This window comes from Granulicella sp. L46 (genome assembly GCF_009765785.1).
Classification (GTDB): Bacteria; Acidobacteriota; Terriglobia; order Terriglobales; family Acidobacteriaceae; genus Granulicella.
On the sequence record NZ_LMUT01000007.1, the window covers coordinates 90,718 to 108,037 of the forward strand.

The window sequence follows — 17,320 nt, forward strand, 5'->3', positions numbered from 1 at the left end:
AGTCAAGATAGCAGAGCAAAGGTTATACGAACGATGACAAAGATAACATAGAGAAAGTATGATGTGAAACCTGCGCAGGAAGGTACGTGAGCATGACGAGAGACTTGGGTCGCGGGACACGAATCCGATTTCTGCTGGCGTTTTGGCTGTTTGTCCTTAGCGCCGTGTCCTTTTTGGATAGGACCAACATCTCGATCGCGGGTCTGCAGATCAGTCACGAGTATGGGCTTGGTAATCAACGTCTGGGGTGGATATTTTCCGCATTTTTGGTTGGATACGCAGGTTTCCAGGTACCGGCGGGAATCTTGGTCGCGCGGTTTGGGCCGCGGCTGGTATTGAGTCTTGGGGTGTTGTGGTGGGGAATCGCGACCGCATTGACCGCGTCGTTGCCCGGCGCGGCTCCGCATGCTCTCGCGCTGCTTCTGGTGATTCGGTTCGCTCTTGGAGCCGGTGAATCCGTAATCTATCCGGCCGCCAGCCAATTTGTGGCGCGGTGGATACCGCAAAAGGAGCGTGGATTCGTCAATGGGCTGATCTTTGCTGGTGTGGGTGCGGGGAGCGGGCTCACGCCGCCCCTGCTTTCGGTCATCATTGCTGGCCACGGATGGCGAGCGGCGTTTTGGTTCAGCGCAGTTTGTGGATGGGCAGCGGCCATCGTGTGGTGGTTGCTTGCTCGCGACTCCCCGGAACAGCACCCTTCGGTGTCGGCGCGAGAGCTCTGTACTATTGAGCAGGGAAGGTCGTCGCGGGCTTCTGGCGATCAACAATTTGCGACGCAGACGAGGGCGACGGTGTGGCGAGCGATCTTCGTACGAAAAGATCTGGGCGCGCTGGTTGTAGGCTATTTCAGCTTTGGATACGTTGCGTGGGTCTTCTTTAGCTGGTTTTTTCTGTATATGGCCCAGGTAAGAGGGTTCGATTTGAAATCGAGTGCTCGCTACACGATGCTGCCGTTTCTTTGCATGACCGCATTTTGCCTGGTCGGTGGGATTCTCTCCGACTACCTCGTTCGGACGCGCGGCCTACGCGTGGGTCGGTGCTACCTGGCGTCGGGTGCGCTCATCATGACGGCGGTCTTTCTAGTCGTGGGCTCGCAGGTACATAGTCCACGCTTAGCCGCAATGGTTTTGGCTGGAGGGGCAGGCGCTCTCTATCTTTCACAGAGCTCGTTCTGGTCGGTGTCGGCGGACATCGCGGGCGACCACGCGGGTGTGTTTTCTTCGTTCATCAACACTGGCGGCCAGCTTGGCGGAGCGTTAACTGCATCCTTGACTCCGTGGATCGGCAAGCATTTTGGGTGGACATTTTCATTTGGTACAGCCGCTTTCCTGGCCTTGATCGGAGCTTTGTGCTGGCTGATAGTGCGTCCGGAACGACCGTTGACTGGATGAGCATGGACTCGATCGGGTTCTCAGGAGTTTGATCAAGGGGGAGATAGCGCCCGTAAATTAGGCGGTTTCTTTTTATTTCGTTTTCCGAGGATTTGGCGTAGCATCTCGATGAGCGGAGGGTTATGGCGAAATCCAAATTATCGAAAGCAACGATGTGGCTCGCGTTGGGTCTTCTCCCCGCAGCAGGAACGGCACTTGCATTCAAAGCGGACACGCCTCTCACGGAAGCAGAATACCGGGCAGATCCGGCAAAGATGGTCGAGGCATTCCGACACGTGGAAGCCGCATCCGTCTCTGACGCCGAGGAGCGTTTGCTGCATGAGAAACACTATATGTCGCATCGAATGCAGTCGATCTTCCCTACAAAATTTGCAGGAACAGCAATCACGGTGCTGCTCAAGAAGGAAGAGAATAATGATCCCGAAGCATTGTCAGGGATGCTTTCGGCGATCGACGGCGGTGGACCCGGATCGGTGTACGTGATGAAAGTCGAAGATGGCCAGGACATCGCCGGCATGGGCGGACTGATGGGCACCGCAATGTTTTCACGTGGCTTTTCAGGGGCTGTAATCGATGGAGGCGTCCGCGACCTACCGCAGCTCAAGCGCATTGGTTTTCCGGTCTACGCCACGGGTGTCGTTCCATCGACCTCCGTTTCCCATTATCGCTTCGGCGGCATGAATGTGGCACTGGAGGTGGACGGCACGCGAGTCGAGGCGAACGACATCATCGTTGCAGACCAGGATGGTGTCGTGGTGGTTCCCCGTGCCGATGCCGCAAAGATCCTTGTCTTGGCACAACAACTTGATGAGACTGAGCACAGCATGTATCCGTACATCGAAAAGTTTCACTCGATAGAAGATGCTGTAAAGCACTTTGGCCGGATTTAGCCGTATCCAACAATAGCCGTAGGAAGGGAAGCCCCGTATGAAGAGCCCATCGCGCAGAAGTTTTTTCAAAAGCGTTACCGCTGCAACCGTTGCTGCTTCAAGCGCTGGTACATTGGCGAGCGAGGCGAAAGCACAGGGCACAGTCCAGTGGGAAAAGAAGGCGATCCACAAGGCTGCGTCCACATCGCCCGCGGCACAAATTGCGGCCGCGCCAAGTGCCGCCGCAACGCCTACGCCGCCGCCGCTCTTCAATAGCATTGTTGCGTTTGGTAGCCTTGTGTTCATAGCGGGGATCGGCGCTCATTTTGATGGAACGATCGAAGAACATACGAAGCATGTTCTGGACGAGCTTGAGCGGAATCTAATCCTCGCAGGATCGTCAATGGATAGGGTACTGAAGGTGAACGTCTACCTTAGCGATCTTAAGAATTATGCAAAGATGAATTCTGTTTATGCGGGCCGATGGGGAAGCGTTCCCCCTGTGCGAACCACCGTTGCAGTGGCAGGGTTGCCGGGTGATTCGCTGGTGGAGATCGACTGCATTTCTTCTGTTTAGTGTTGCCACACCTGCAATGGGTCCTAAGGGATCCGCGACTCTGCCTTTCTGAAGGTGCAAGAGGTTATGACGTTTTTTGCGAAGAACCTGTGGTCCAGACGAGAGGCTTTGAAGCGATTCGGCTTTATCTCCGCGTCGGCAGCGATGGCGCCGCTGCCTGCCTTTGCAAAACGCACTCAGGCTGACGGCAAGAAGCAGTTGGTCGAAAGCGGAACCGCCTCAGAAAATCTTTATACGCACGTCGGCGTGCGGCCTATCTTGAATGCGCGTGGCACGTACACCATTATCTCCGGCTCCCAATCGTTGCCCGAAGTAAAAGAAGCGATGTTCGAGGCTTCCAACTACTTTGTCCATTTGGACGAACTGATGCCAGCAGTCGGCGCGGAGATCGCCAAACATATGGGCGCGCCGATGGCTATCGTAACTACTGGATGCGAGGCAGCGATTGCGTTAGCTACGGTGGCCTGCATCTGCGGAACTGATCCTGAGTTCGCCCAGTCGATGCCCTATATCGCTCAGCATCGCCAGGTGATCATTCCCAAGTATTCCCGCAACCCTTATGACTTCGGTGTACGGATGTGCGGCCCTGAGATCCTTGAAGTAGAGAGCGACGATGACCTGCGGACCAAAATCACAACCAAGACCGCGATGATTTATGTGATGTCTGGACCGCGAGCTTTCAAAGAGCCTCTGTCCATTCGTACGATCTGCGCGATCGCTAAAGAAAAGGGTGTTCCGGTCTTTGTCGATGCAGCGGCAGAGGAGCCGGTAGTCCCTAACATTCACCTCGCGGCGGGTGCGACCTTTGTTGGATATTCAGGTGGGAAGTGCATGCGTGGGCCGCAGGCGGCCGGGGTGCTATTGGGGCCTAAGGATTTGTGCGCGGCAGCTTTTTGGAATGCCGCTCCGCACCATAACTGGGGTCGCGCCCTGAAGGTCGGCAAAGAAGAAGCGATGGGAATGCTCGCTGCTGTGCGGCAATGGTACAAGCGTGATCACGAGGCGGAACAAAGGCAGTGGCTGGCTTGGGACAAGGACATTGCACGCGCGTTGCAGGACATTCCGACCCTTACGACGCACATCGAGATACCTGGCGAGGACCTCTCCAATCGTGCGCCCGTGCTGACGATCCGCTGGGATGGCCGAGCCGTCGGCATCACTGGAACGGAACTTGCCGAGAAGCTGGATAGGGGTACGCCGCGGATTGCGGTCGGCGGCGGGGAAGGCCATCGGCCCGACGCGATGAACTCGTCGATTGAGATCATGCCCTACATGATGCAGCCGGGTGATCATCTTGTCGTCGCAGAAGTTGTCGGTCGATATTTGCGGCACCCAGGCGACATTGCAAGTCTTTCTCAATTTTCGGGGCCAATGGCAGACCTTGCCGGAACCTGGAACGTTTCCATTGAGTACGTGCGCGGCGTGGGACAACAGCAGTTTATTTTGCGCCAGATTGGAGACAGCTTAACAGGAGAGCATAAAGGCGAAGTCTTCCAGGCAGCGATCCGCGGCAAGGTCGAAGCGGATCACGTTACGTTGCGAAGCATGATGCGACCTAGCGGCTATTATTTGCCGTACGTTTTTGTCGGGAAGTGTGCCGGTAACACGTTCTCCGGAGAGGTCACCATGGGCGAGTACGGCGCAGGGACATTTGTTGCAACCAGGCTGTAGCGCCGAGTCTGAGGAAACGCGGAGCCGTATGGTGTCGGTCCGTCGTGCGGGTTGGTGCCGTGCGAATTGTATTCCGCTCCTGTCTGCTTGACGGTAAGTGACGCGGCATTGACTTCAAACGTAAGGAGCATCCGCTCGCGGGCTTTCGTGCGTCCTGCGACGGAGAGTTCATGGCCGGAAGGGCTGAAGGAAGCAGCTTCCAACGCAGCTACAGGGAGCGTAATCTGCTGCGTAATCCTGCTCAGTGCCTCGGTCCGTGCGTCTGTCTCGACGAGGGTCAGGGTGGGGCGGAGGCTGCCGACGACTGTGAGAAGTCGTTGCGACGGATGAATGGCCAGGTGAACCGGGCCGGTACCCGGTGCGAGACGAAGAGTGCTTTCGATGCTCGGAATGTTCTCTGCGAATCGCAGGCGGTCGACGCAATCGCCGCCGAAGTCACAGGCATAAGCGACTCGGCCTGAGCGAGTAAAAGAGGCAAAGAAGGGACTCGCCGACGATTGAAGAGGGTGGGGGCCACAGCGGGCTAGTTTGAGGACGCGCGGGTGAGGGAGGATGCGCCCATCGGGGGCAATCAACAGTGCGTTGTACGCGCCGCCGCCGGTGGCTGACACGAATAGGATTCTTCCATCGGGAGATATCGCCATGTGCCTGGGGTGGGTTGCCGATAGACTCAGCGGCTCGCGGCTGATTTGGACGAATTCGCCGCTGAACTCATCGAGGGCAAAGGACGAAACGCTTGCTCCAGGAAGGTTGAGATAACTTGCGGTGTCATGAGCGACGTACACAAACCTATGACGAGGGTGGATGGCGACCGCACCGATGGCATTGTCGCTCTGCATGCTGGCAAGCTTTCGGCAATTGCCGTTTTCAACGACGTACGCGTGCAACGTGGGATGGGAGGCATCTTCTGCATCATGCGACAGGGTGCACACCAGATAAGATTGAGCGGCGATTTCGCGGGAGTTGGTCGGGTTAGCGCGGCACCACGGCGGAATCAAGGCCGAGGCAGAAACGAAACCCGACGTGGAGAGAAAGGTGCGGCGGCTCCATTTTGTTGTCGAATGCATGCGGATCCTCGCTGGTTTTCTTTCGGAGAGTGCTGTTATCACCGAATGCTCATCGAACTATGGAAGATGTTATTTGGGTCGTAGCGACGCTTAACCGCTTGGAGAAATGGATAGAGGCCGGTCCTGCCGTAGTAAAGCTCGGGCCAATAGCTGTACCGAAGCATGTCGGCATCCGGATAGTTGATGTAGCAACCCTCATATCGATCGCCGAAGGGAGTGCCTTGAAATTCGGGGGGAACGTGAGGACCGGTGTACATGCGCGTGTAGAAATCATCCATGAACTTTAGGCGGTCCGCGTCCTCCGCCTCGTCTTCCCAATAGCATTGCCATTGCAGCTTCATGATGGAAGAACGCTGGACAATCGAAGTGTCGCCCGCGCGGGCTGGAGTATTGGCTGCGCCACCGAATCCATCTATCTCGAGGACAAAGCCATGAGCGTCGATATCTTTCGAGGTGAGATAGAGGTAAAGGGTGTCGGACTCAGCTCGGGTGAAAGGCATTTTCATGTATGTGGACTTATATTTGGCGCGTGCGGGGTCGCCGGAGTCGCTGCCGTCGAGCGTGGCTTCCAGCCATGGACGTCGAGTCACACCTTGGACCTTTAATCCTTGCTCGTGAATTGCTGGATTGAGTGCGGCGAAGCGATTGATGAATTCCTGAAGAATTGCGCCATTTCCGGCATTGCCTTCTGCATTGCAGTACTGTAGCGAGATGTTGATCGCGTTGCCGGGGTGTCGAGGACCGATCGTGAGGACCGCGGCAAGACCCCAGGTTGCGAAGTCGCGCCCGCGCGTATTCCAGTACTCACCATAGACGGAGAGAATGCGAAACAAGCCGTCAGCGGTAAGGCTGGCCCAGGGGAAGTGCAAGTTGGCCTCGGCAACTTCGCGTGGCGCTGCGGGCAGCTTTTCGAAATAGAAGTCGGTCACGATTCCGAAGCTTCCACCGCCTGCGCCGAGGCAGGCACGGAAGAGGTCAGGGTCGTGTGATCGATCGACCCTGTGCTCAACGACCTTACCGTGGCCGTCAACGGTTAGAACCTTCAGGGCGGAAACCCAATCGACGGTGAGCCCATGTTGACGGGCAAGCAGGCCGTAGCCGCCGCCGGAGATGTGACCGCCGGCGCCAACCATATAGCAGGTCCCAGCTGGAAGCGTCCTATTAAATTTCTTGTAGAGGGTCTGATAGACGTCGCCTAACTTAGCTCCAGCTGCGATACGATAGGGGCCGCTGGGCGAGGCGGCATCCACGTTGTTGTGCAGGGAGACATCGATGATGGCGCCGTGCGGATTGTTTGCAACAAAGTCTTCGTAGCAGTGGCCGCCGCTGCGTATGGTCGGCCGCATGCCAGCGGTGACCACGCGCTGGAGGGCGCCCGCAATCTCCGCAGAATCGCTGCATAGGATGATGCGGTCAGGAGCTTCGGCATCGCCTGCGGGGAAGCGGAGGTTGTTACCGCGTTTGAGCGTATCGAAGCGTGGGTCACTTCGATCGACGATGACCGGGTTTGCCAACACTGTATCTCCAGACTGTTGTTCTTGGCTCTAGTTTCTATTTTGGTTAGCCGCCGCGCCTATCACTTCATCGACTGTAGCGTAAGCACCTCGAAGGGCTGTAGTTCGAAGGTATGAGGGTGATGGGTTCGGAGCGTCACGGAGGGCTTGGATGTGTCGCCTGCCCAAGGGCTGTGCATCCTATACGATTGCCTGGCCTCGGGAGGAAGCTCGAAAGCGCCCTGGGCATCGATAGCGACACGCTGCGTGTGGGCCGAAGGATTACGCAATACCAGGATGCCGGCGCCGGTGTTCCAGGACGCCCAACCATATACCTCTCCTTTGCCGGGATCCCCTCCCAGCCAGTGAGTGTCGCGGAGTATAGAAGCATTCCGGCGGGACCATTTCGCGCTTTCGGCAAGAATGTCCCAATCCGAGTCGGAAAGCAGGGAAGGTGTGATGTACATCTCCTGCAGCTGTGTGCCGCTCCCGAAGTAGGAGTGCACCTCGGCGGCAAAGTCGTGGTTGGGATCATCGGAAAGGTGTTCGGCCTTTTGAGCATAGATGAGACCATGCAGCATGACGGAATTCAATGGAAAGAGTGGTCCCCCTTGCACAATATTTTGGTAGGTCTGGGCATCGCGATAGGTGATCCATCGCTGTCGCCAGGAACCTTCTCCGGTGAAGTCGTTATCTTCTCCTGAGCGCCAGATGGAATCTACATAACGCAGCCAGAAGGGCGACGGTTTGGTTCCTGTTGTCAGGTTGATGTAGACATTGGGATCCTGCGCACGCAGGTGCAGGATGAGATGAATCGCTGCTGCGAAGTCGCTATCGAAGAGGCTTCCCGGGAATACCTGGCCGGCATTGCCTGTGCCATCGAATTTGAATTGATTGACTCCGGCGTTACGAATGAAACTCGAGCAGGTAGCTTCGAAGGTATTGTAGTAGTGCGGTCCTGAGAGCGCGTATCCGCCGTCAACGATCTCGTAGCCATGTGCTTTGCCGTAAGCGATCCGCTCGTCCTTTTCCTTTTGATAGCCGCCCCAGGGAGACATCCAAACGCCGATGCCAAAGCCGTATTTGGCTGCTGTTGACTTCAACGGAGCGAAGCCGCTCGGAAAACCGCTGTTCATCTCCCATCCCGAGTGAGTATTGTCCCAACCATCGTCAAGCAAGAAGGAATCCATACGCACACCACGTCGGTGCACGAGTTCTTCTCCGAAAGCGTTCATCCGATTGAGAACGCCTTCAGCATCGTAGCGCTCGCCGTAACCAAGATCGTACCAAGTGTTGTAATGCAGGAAGGTGCGGTAAGGATGCGCTCGCTCCTGCTCGATATAGGCCAGGAAATCGCGTCTCATCTGGCCGGGGCGGGCGACGCCTATGACGGAAGAGTAGGTGATGGACTGACCTGGCCCGAGTGGCAGTGTCCTCCGCAGCCCGGACACTACGTCACCGTTTGTGATGGAACTATAAGAGGAGGGGTGCTCAAACCCAAGGAAGAAATTCCCGGAGGTGATGGGGGACCCGGGCACGACGCCGATTACCTGGGCTGCGGGATCGTGAAAACGAAAAAGCTGTACGTCCGTCAACGGGAGTGCCTCGCTGGGCGAGGTGATCGTCACCTCTTGTCGTAGATAGGAGGATCCTTCACGAGAGATCATGCACCAATGGATGGTTCCAGCAAGGTGAGCTTCTGAGAGGTCGGCGCAAACCTGGTGGCCAGGCTTGTCGGCTGCGGCCCGGGCGGTCTTATTGTCGGGCAGTAATTCGGTCACTGCGAGAGCGTGCTGGACTTGCATGGAGGACGAGGGAATTTCGCGTCCATCCTTCAAAACTAGAACGAAAGCCTGGTTGAGCTGCAGGGAGGTATGGTCCGATCGATCTTCCACGGCAAGTATCTGGAGGTGGCCGTCTACGATCTTGAATGTGGCGGCGATTGTGCCGTTTCCAAAAGTCTCCTCGTGCCTGACAGCCGCAGTGGTGGGGATATTGTTAGGCTGCTGTGCGAGAGAAGGCTGCGAAAGCAAGAGGGCGGCGACAGATAGACGATATAGAGGCGTTCGCCTGGCCACGGGTGCCCACCTTTCCCGATCCGAAAGAAAACAATATAAAACAATGGATATGTTATAGCATGCGTTAGCGACGATTGCAGCTTGAAATGGACGCGGATCCGTCGTCGCGATTGAGGCAGAGCAATCTGCTACCGGAGTTGAAGATGCGCATCACCGGGAGAAACCCAAGCGACGGGATGTCGCTCGAAATCATCGTACAGGATGGGGTCATCGTTTCCGTCTGCGAGGCGAAACACGACGATGCAGCGTGGCTAAGCGCCGGGCTGATCGATATGCAGGTGAATGGATATGGCGGCGCTGATCTGAATGCCGAGGGTTTGGAACCTCAAACGGTGGTTGAGCTCACAAAGAAGATGCTTGCCCTTGGGGTCACCACTTATTTGCCAACGATCATTACGTCTTCCGAGCAAAGAATCACGTCTGCTCTGCGGGCTGTTGCCCAGGCAAGGCGCTTGAGCAAGGTTGTGGCCGAGACGATTCCATTTGTCCATCTTGAAGGACCACACATAAGCGATACGGATGGATTTCGGGGGGCGCATCGAACGGCTGACGTTCGGCCACCGGAGCTTGCGGAGTTCCTCCGCTGGCAGGACGCGTCCGGAGGGCTGGTAGGCATGATTACGCTGTCTCCGCATTTCTCCGGAGTTGAAAACTACATTGCCGCGGTAACAAAACGCGGCGTAGTAGTGGCGCTGGGGCACACGCATGCTGAGCCGGAGCAAATCCGAAGTGCCGTGGACGCAGGAGCGAGATTATCGACGCATCTAGGCAATGGGATAGCGGCATCGATTGATCGTCACCGAAATGCAATCTGGACGCAGCTGGCGGATGACCGCCTGTCAGCCGCGATGATCGCTGACGGCCACCATCTTCCCGCGGACGCGCTGAAGACGTTTATACGAGCGAAGGGCGTGGCCAGATCCATTCTCGTTTCCGACACGGTAGCCATCGCGGGCATGCCGCCTGGCATTTACACGACACCCGTCGGTGGACGGGTTGAACTGGAGACGAATGGCCGGCTAGGACTTGTAGGATCGGGCTATCTTGCTGGAGCCACGCTGCCCTTGAAAGAAGGAGTCGGTCATGTTTGCGCAGCGACTGGCATCTCGCTCGCGGACGCCCTGTCGATGGCTACAGTGAATCCGGGACGATTTACGAATCGCAGGGGCTTACTCGAGGTCGGCGCGCGCGCTGATTTGATCCGATTCAGGATCGATGATACGTCGCACACTATGCACATCGAAAGCGTGATGCAGGGCGGTCGCGCGGTTCCGATCGAAAATTAGCAGCTCAGGAGGCGCTCGCCACTCCCTCGCTGTTCGCACGCTCGAAGTGTAGTTCAATCTCTTCGAGCGTCCGTCCTTTCGTTTCGGGAAGAAGGAATGTTGCTGTGATGAAGTAAATGATCGTGCAAGCAGCCCAGAATAGAAAGATTGCGTAGAATCCGTAGTTACCGACAACGGGAAGGAACACCGCTGCAATGGCGGTAGACACTCCCTGGTTAATCAAAAGAGCGATGCCCATCCCAGTGGAGCGAATGCGAGTTGGCATCAACTCGGACAGCATCAGCCAGACAACGACTCCTGGGCCGATCGCAAAGAAGGACACAAACATTCCCATGCAAAGCGTAATTAGCCAACCGACGGATTCGGACGCAACCGGGCCGTAATATGCCCGCTGGATGATGAGCGGGGATCCAACTTCCTTGCCTTCGGGAGCGATGGTCAATCGATGGACTGGATCGGTGTCGAGGGCGGTGGCCACTTTAGAACCATGTCCGTACGAGTAGAGGACTGTGAGGACGTTGCTTCGACCGGCATGAGCTGCGCCGAAGCGGCCTGGATCCAGCGCTAGGTGAAGTGCATCGTTCACAACTGCTGCTTGCAAGGGCCCTTTGACGTCGAGCCGTTGCGATTCGAACGAATGGAATAGAGCCGCGGAAAACAAGAGCGAAACCACGAGTCCGCCTGTCCCTAATCTCAGCAGAAAACGCCGCCCTTTTCTATCGACGAGGACCACGGCGACAATGGTGACGAGGCAATGGACCACTTTCACGGCGAGGTCGCCTTGCGTTGCCCGTGCGGGACTCATGCCGGCCTGCTTCAGAATCACCACCAAAAAACCAAGGACTGAGTTGATTCCGGTGGCCTGCGTGCAGGCGAGAACAAGGCACGCCAGCAAAAACGGAACGACATATTTTCTACGTACTAGGGAATCGTGTGCGTGACCTTGGGTCTTTTGGTTGTTCTCAGCGGCGATGGCCTGCATCTCCTCCCACTGGAGATCGGCTTCGGTGGCAGGAACAAGGCGGCGGAGAGCCTGTTGGGCTTCGACATTACGGCCCACACGAAAGAGCCAGCGCGGTGACTCGACGAGCAAAAGCGTGCCCGCGAAGAAAAACAGGCCCGGATAAATCGTCACGAGAAACATGCCGCGCCAAGCATGATTCTCGGCAGCAAGGATCAGCGCGTGATTGCCCGCTGCTGCGGCGATCGATGCTTCTGCCGCACGCGTGTAGAAAAGCCCCGCGATGGACGCGACCACGATGCCGAAGGTGAGAAGCAGTTGAAAAATCGCCGTGCCGCGCCCCCTGCTTTTTGCGCCAAGGCATTCCGCCAGGTAGAGCGGAATGACGACCGCGATCATGCCGCCGCTCATCCCCTGCAGCAACCTCCCCAGTAACAGAAGCTTGAATCCCTGGGATAAGACAATCAACCCAACGCTACCGACAAACATCACGCTGCTGGCGATCATGATGCGCTTACGCCCAAGCCAGTCAGCCAGCAGGCCTGCAATTAGAGAAGACACCATGCTGCCGCCGAGCACCGCGGCGACGATGGCCGAAGTTTGGGTCAACGTGAGGTTTACTGTTTTACCGAGATACAGAAGGGCAGCGGCGATTACACCGAGGTCGACCCCGTAAAGAAGCCCGCCAAAGCCCGCGACGATAGTCAGAAAAACACCATAGGCTGTGGGGCTGAGTCTGGGTATTTTCATGCGGATGCCCTCCAAGCTTTACTGAATAAGTCGGATGGTAACAAGCAAAGGTAACAGAAAAGTACAAGAGGAAACGAGACGCCTACGGCTCACGACTGGCGAAAACAGGCAGTTGCTAACGGATACCTTATTTTGCAGGGTACTTCCTGTTCTCGTGCTAGGATGTTTCGAAATAGATTCTTTTGTTTCGAGTGAGCCCGCAATTTTCCAGAAATGACGGAAGGGTAGTATGCTCCGAATCCGCAGAACTATGAAATCCACGTGGCTGCCGTTGGTCCTGCCGACTTGTATCCTGCTCGGAACGGCGGCGCGCGCGGTCGAGCCCACCGTGACGGTGGAGTACAAAACGTTTCCCGGGTTGGCGGAGATGGACGGGAATTGGGCGGCGCTGCTCGCGGCTTCTGACGGAAAGGTGTACGTCGGTTTGGCGTGTCATGGCTGCGATGGCCACCTTGTTTATTTCGATTCGAAGGCGGACCGGATGGTGGATGTAGGCGACCTGAACAAACTCACCGGTCAAAGCGGTCTCGCCATTGGGCCTCAATCGAAAATCCATGCGAAGTTCGGTGAGGGCAGGGATGGACGCATCTACTTTGCAACGCATGCCGGACTCTGGTTCGATTACTCGAGATACGCAACGCCAGAGGGTTATCCAGGGTCGCACTACATGGCCTATGATCCGCGTACAGGCACGATGCAAGACTTTGGGATTGGGCCTCGCTTTGAGGGGATGAACACGGGTGCCTATGATCCGAAGTACAACCGAATCTATGGGCTGACTCATCCGCGCGGACACTTTGTGTACTACGACGTCGCAAGCGGTGCGAAGGTGGATGAGGGCAGAGTGAACAACTGGGATTCGATCTGCCGCACGCTTGGTATCGATGAGGACGGGAATGTCTATGGGAGCTTTGGGCAGGGTCATATTTATAAATATTCGCCGGCTACCGACGCCATCACGGAACTGACGGAGCAGTTGCCGATCCGGCAAAAGGGAATTTCTTTAGGCCGTGATTATGGAAAGTCGGAGAGTGCGTGGCGAGTCGTGCTCTGGGATCACGAGACCAAGATGTTTTACGGGTTGGATGAAAGCGAGACCGCATTGTTTTCGTTCAATCCCACCGCCCCCCCCAACCAGGCGATCAAGCGTCTGGGACAGATGGCGATGCCGGGCCTCGCAGACAAGAGGTATGTTCCGTACGCGACGCTGAGCCTGACATTGGGGCATGATCGAAAGCTGTATTATGCGGCGGCCGAAAAGGAATTCGATTACGGCGGTAGTGGGGAGGCTGGCAAGGCTTCTCACTTGATGACATACGACTTGCATACTGGAAAGCTGCAAGATCTTGGCGAGATGCATCTCCCCGATGGCAGGCCTGTACTCGGCACAAACGCAGCGACCACTGGACCCGATGGGACGATCTACTTTGTTGGCGCGATCGGCGTGAAAAATATCTCGGGCGAGCAAGGTCAAAGCGCGGGGATGATCGGTGATACGCCTTATCGTCTAGCTCTGTTTATCTATCATCCGAAAGCAGGGAACTGAGATGAGGTTGCTCTTATCAACTCTTCTGTTCGTGCTCGTGCTCTCATCGGCGATCGGTGCTGAGGGACAGCGCGATCCGGCCTACGATTACGTCGTCGTGCCCCAGACTAGAATCGATGCTCGTGACTTGGGTTACAGCCCAGTTGACCTCATACCGAATGGAGAATCGGGGATTACGTCCTTGTCGGTGGCGCCGAACGGAGACGTCTTTGGAGCTACCAGCGGCATCAGATCGCACTTGTTCATGATTAACCCGCAGCACGGATACGTCGTCCCGCTCGGCGTGATTCCAGGAGCGCAGGCGATCACACAAGCAGTCGTCATCTCGGCTGCCGGGACTGTTTTTCTGGGTGCGTCACCCACTGGACATCTTCTCGAATACGTTCCGCGCGATCTGGATAACCTTCAGATCGAGATTGGTAGACCGCTGACGGTGGTAGACCATGGCACAGCAATTCCCGGGGAGAGCATCGCCGCGCTCACGATTGACCGACAGCGAAATGTCATCTACGGACTGACGAAGCCGAATGCCCACCTGTTCAAATTTTCGCTCGCGGACAATAAATTTACTGATCTCGGCATCCTCGCCAGGAATCGTCCACCGGGTGAGAAGTTCGAACATGAAAAGACCATGTCTCGCATGCTGACCGTTGATACGGACGGTAACGTGTTCGCCTCGGGAGAAGATGCAGCGATATACCGGGTTGCGATCGCTACAGGCGCACTCGAAAAGTTGGCGATTCACTTGCCCGCGATACCAGGTCGAGAACCCTATACGAAGGTGGATGCATTTCTGCTTGATCAGTCGGGCATGATTTACGGCGGAACGTCCGATGGCTATCTATTTCGGCTCGACCCGGTGAAGTTGACGATCGTGAACCTAGGGAAACCGCTGAATCAATATCACATTGCTGGGTTGGCGAGTGGTTCCAACGGTAAGTTGTACGGCGTAGGCGGAGATGCACCGGAGATGGCGCGGATGTTTTCGTTTGATCCGTCGGCCGGTATTTATGATCTGCTCGGCTTCGTGGATGTGAATCGCCGTCCTTATTACACATGGCAGGCTTATGTGGTGGGGGCGATTGTCTCCGACCAAAAAGGAACGGTGTACCTCGGAGAGAACGAGCGAATTTCGAAGCTTTATCTCTTCTATCCCTGAGCGTCGTGATCTACCAGTCCGATACGTTGCGGACTTTGAGTTTTGTTCTCGCATCCACTCCAAGCTGATGGCGGTACTCTCAAGATGTCCAATGCTGAGCCAATACGATTTCAAGTAGATTTGCTGAAGTTCGAGGTGTATGAAAGCAGAGAGGCGGCAGGCAGTGCAGCAGCCTTCGCGGCGGCAGAAGCAATGCGCGCCGGGGTGATGCAGAGCGGAGACCTGGGTGTAATCTTCGCCACGGGCGCATCTCAGCTTGCGATGCTTCGGGCGTTGACGGGCATAGAGGATGTGCCATGGAAACATATCGTTGGCTTTCACATGGACGAGTATGAGAACCTTTCGGCCGATCACTCGGCTTCTTTCAGGCGATATCTTCGGGATGAGCTTTTACAGAAAGTACCGATCAAGGAGTTTCACGAGATCGACGGAAGTTCCTCCGATGTCGATTCGTTCTGCGGAGAATATGCCGCCAAGCTGAGGGCGGCGAATCCACGGCTCTGCCTCTTAGGCATTGGGGAGAATGGCCATCTCGCTTTCAACGATCCGTTCCTTTGCAGTTTCGATGACCCGGTCGATGTGCGGCTAGTGTCGCTGGACGCGGCATGTCGAGAACAGCAGGTGGCGGAGGGATGGTTCGCAACGGTGGAAAATGTTCCGGCTCGCGCGATTACCTTAACGATCCCGCCATTGATTCGCACGCCAAAGCTGATTGTCTCGGTCCCAGGCATACGCAAAGCGCATATCGTGCGCCGGGTCATCGAGGAATCGATGTCCAATGCGTGCCCAGCAACTCTGCTAAAGACACACCGGGACGCCACCGTCTATCTGGACGACGAGTCTTCGTCCCAGCTCATGGATATCCTCCCATCCAGCATGCAAGATAAGTGATACAGGTTCACGGTTGAGGGAGAAGAGACGATGAAGGTGAATCGCCGAAGTTTCCTGGGAGGAATGGTCGCGGCGGCGGCTACTCCACGAATCCCCGCAAGTCAACGGCCGATACCCGCACTTCCTTCCGAAGTTCAAGGGAACTGGATGAACCACGGCCTGGTCGATGCCGGCGGGTTCCATGAGCCGTACATCTTCATGGTGCGTCGTGGCGGCCATCGGCTCGATGCCAAGGAGACCTGCGCATATCAGCAAAGTGAAGAGCTGATTCGCGAGCTGCACCGGCAGGGGGTAGAGGTGTTTCATACACACCTCTACAAAGGCTTCGGCATGGAAGCGGAACAGGAGGAGATGGAACAAACTCGAAAGGCGGTGGAGTTTGCGCACGGTCTTGGAATGAAGGCCGACACCTATATCCAATGGAATTCGATGATGTACGAAGCCTTCTTTTGCGAAGAGCCGGCAGCCGCCGAGTGGATACAGCGCGATATGGCAGGACTACCGATCCTGCTTCCTTACGGCTATGAGCAATCGTTTCGCTACTGCCCATGCTTCAGTAATCAGAAGTACTTAGACTATCTAAAAAAAATAGTGCGATACGCGGTGGTCGATGTGAAAACCGATTTCATTCACTTCGATAACTTTGGTCTGAACGCAGAACCGGACTCGTGCCACTGTCCTGCATGTGTAACTGGATTCAGAAATCGCTTGAGAGCGAAGTACACACCCGCGCAGTTGAGAGAAAGGTTCGGATTTTCGCGGGTAGATTTTATCAATCCGCCTCAGTGGAACAACGAGAATCCGCCAGCCAAGATGCAGATTGTCTCAGATCCCGCATTTCAAGAATGGATCGACTTCCGATGCCAGGAGATGGCGGACGCTCTCAAGCAGATGTACGACCTCATTCATTCGCTCAATCCGGAGGTTGCCCTCGAAATCAATTCGGGAGGCATTACGGGACAAAATCATGCTTGGATCGCCGGTACTGACCACGCACGACTGCTGAAATATACACGTTCGTTCTGGAGCGAGGAAGGAAATGACCCCGCACTCCATGAAGATGGCCGACTGATTACTAGGGTTCGCAGTTATAAACTTGCGCGAGCTTATTCGAATGTACTGATTACCTATATCGAAAACAATCCTCTCGCTCTGGGCGAAAGTCTCACGTTCAACCAGACGATCGGATATCTCGGGTCAGGGCCGTTGTCCGATGTTACGAAGACCTATCTTGAGTTTTATTTGAGGAACAGGGATAGCTATGAAGGTACGGAAGGCGTAGCCAATGTTGCGATCTTCAGGCCATATGCCTCTCTGACCTACAACAACGCTCAGGTGCAGCTATGTACTGTGCTCGCAGAGCAGACGTTGATTCAGCGGTCGATACCCTTCGATCTGATCTTCGACGAGAACCTTCGCGAGCTAGGTCGCTACAACGTTGTGATTCTGCCGAACTCAGAATGTCTCTCCGATGAGCAACTCGCTTTGTTGAAATCCTTTGTTGCAGGTGGCGGATCGCTTTTGCTGATCGGAAATGTTGCCGCTTATGACGAGTGGAGGCGGGTGCGAACTGTTCCCGGG

At 55.9% G+C, this 17,320-nt stretch carries 12 protein-coding genes and 1 pseudogene; 9 read left to right on the plus strand and 4 right to left on the minus strand.

All coding sequences use genetic code 11. The features are described from left to right. Nucleotides 1–92: 92 nt before the first annotated feature. The 4 genes from GSQ80_RS05600 to GSQ80_RS05615 all read left to right on the plus strand — a co-directional run bounded on the left by GSQ80_RS05600 (nucleotide 93) and on the right by GSQ80_RS05615 (nucleotide 4,508). A complete protein-coding gene (locus GSQ80_RS05600; RefSeq protein WP_158786671.1) occupies nucleotides 93–1,391 on the plus strand; it encodes an MFS transporter in 1,299 nt (432 codons plus the stop codon). Between the two features lie 122 nt (nucleotides 1,392–1,513). Further along, nucleotides 1,514–2,281, plus strand: a complete 768-nt coding sequence (locus GSQ80_RS05605) for an RraA family protein (protein ID WP_254059461.1) — start codon at nucleotides 1,514–1,516, stop codon at nucleotides 2,279–2,281. Between the two features lie 37 nt (nucleotides 2,282–2,318). Next, on the plus strand, nucleotides 2,319–2,837 hold the full coding sequence (locus tag GSQ80_RS05610) for a RidA family protein (RefSeq protein WP_158786672.1): 519 nt from the start codon (nucleotides 2,319–2,321) through the stop codon (nucleotides 2,835–2,837). A 108-nt stretch (nucleotides 2,838–2,945) separates the two neighbouring features. Next, nucleotides 2,946–4,508 carry a PLP-dependent transferase gene (locus tag GSQ80_RS05615; RefSeq protein WP_254059462.1) on the plus strand — a complete coding sequence of 521 codons (1,563 nt, stop codon included), beginning with the start codon at nucleotides 2,946–2,948 and terminating at the stop codon, nucleotides 4,506–4,508. On the opposite strand, the gene GSQ80_RS05620 is transcribed toward GSQ80_RS05615, so the two are convergent. The 3 genes from GSQ80_RS05620 to GSQ80_RS05630 all read right to left on the minus strand — a co-directional run bounded on the left by GSQ80_RS05620 (nucleotide 4,403) and on the right by GSQ80_RS05630 (nucleotide 9,146). Then, the gene (locus tag GSQ80_RS05620) at nucleotides 4,403–5,575 is read right to left on the minus strand and encodes a beta-propeller fold lactonase family protein (RefSeq protein ID WP_158786674.1); all 1,173 of its coding nucleotides are present in this window, start codon (nucleotides 5,573–5,575) and stop codon (nucleotides 4,403–4,405) included. The genes GSQ80_RS05615 and GSQ80_RS05620 overlap by 106 nt on opposite strands. 38 nt (nucleotides 5,576–5,613) lie before the next feature. Further along, on the minus strand, nucleotides 5,614–7,089 hold the full coding sequence (locus GSQ80_RS05625) for an FAD-binding oxidoreductase (RefSeq protein ID WP_158786675.1): 1,476 nt from the start codon (nucleotides 7,087–7,089) through the stop codon (nucleotides 5,614–5,616). A gap of 62 nt (nucleotides 7,090–7,151) precedes the next feature. Beyond that, nucleotides 7,152–9,146 (minus strand): enterotoxin, encoded by a 1,995-nt coding sequence (locus tag GSQ80_RS05630; RefSeq protein WP_158786676.1) that lies wholly within the window; start codon nucleotides 9,144–9,146, stop codon nucleotides 7,152–7,154. Between the two features lie 143 nt (nucleotides 9,147–9,289). Between GSQ80_RS05630 and GSQ80_RS05635 the strand changes: the two genes are divergently transcribed. Next, entirely contained in the window at nucleotides 9,290–10,432 is a 1,143-nt protein-coding gene (locus GSQ80_RS05635; protein WP_158786853.1) for an N-acetylglucosamine-6-phosphate deacetylase, read from the plus strand. 4 nt (nucleotides 10,433–10,436) lie between these two features. On the opposite strand, the gene GSQ80_RS05640 is transcribed toward GSQ80_RS05635, so the two are convergent. Beyond that, the gene (locus GSQ80_RS05640; RefSeq protein ID WP_158786854.1) at nucleotides 10,437–12,143 is read right to left on the minus strand and encodes an MFS transporter; all 1,707 of its coding nucleotides are present in this window, start codon (nucleotides 12,141–12,143) and stop codon (nucleotides 10,437–10,439) included. 250 nt (nucleotides 12,144–12,393) lie between these two features. Here GSQ80_RS05640 and GSQ80_RS05645 point away from each other — a divergent pair, with 250 nt between their 5' ends. The 4 genes and pseudogenes from GSQ80_RS05645 to GSQ80_RS05660 form a co-directional block, all read left to right on the plus strand. After that, nucleotides 12,394–13,689, plus strand: a complete 1,296-nt coding sequence (locus tag GSQ80_RS05645) for a hypothetical protein (RefSeq protein WP_158786677.1) — start codon at nucleotides 12,394–12,396, stop codon at nucleotides 13,687–13,689. A gap of 1 nt (nucleotide 13,690) precedes the next feature. After that, on the plus strand, nucleotides 13,691–14,848 hold the full coding sequence (locus tag GSQ80_RS05650) for a hypothetical protein (protein ID WP_158786678.1): 1,158 nt from the start codon (nucleotides 13,691–13,693) through the stop codon (nucleotides 14,846–14,848). An 84-nt stretch (nucleotides 14,849–14,932) separates the two neighbouring features. Beyond that, nucleotides 14,933–15,739 carry a 6-phosphogluconolactonase gene (locus GSQ80_RS05655; protein ID WP_158786679.1) on the plus strand — a complete coding sequence of 269 codons (807 nt, stop codon included), beginning with the start codon at nucleotides 14,933–14,935 and terminating at the stop codon, nucleotides 15,737–15,739. A gap of 30 nt (nucleotides 15,740–15,769) precedes the next feature. Continuing rightward, nucleotides 15,770–17,320: pseudogene (locus GSQ80_RS05660) on the plus strand (alpha-amylase family protein); the annotation flags it as partial.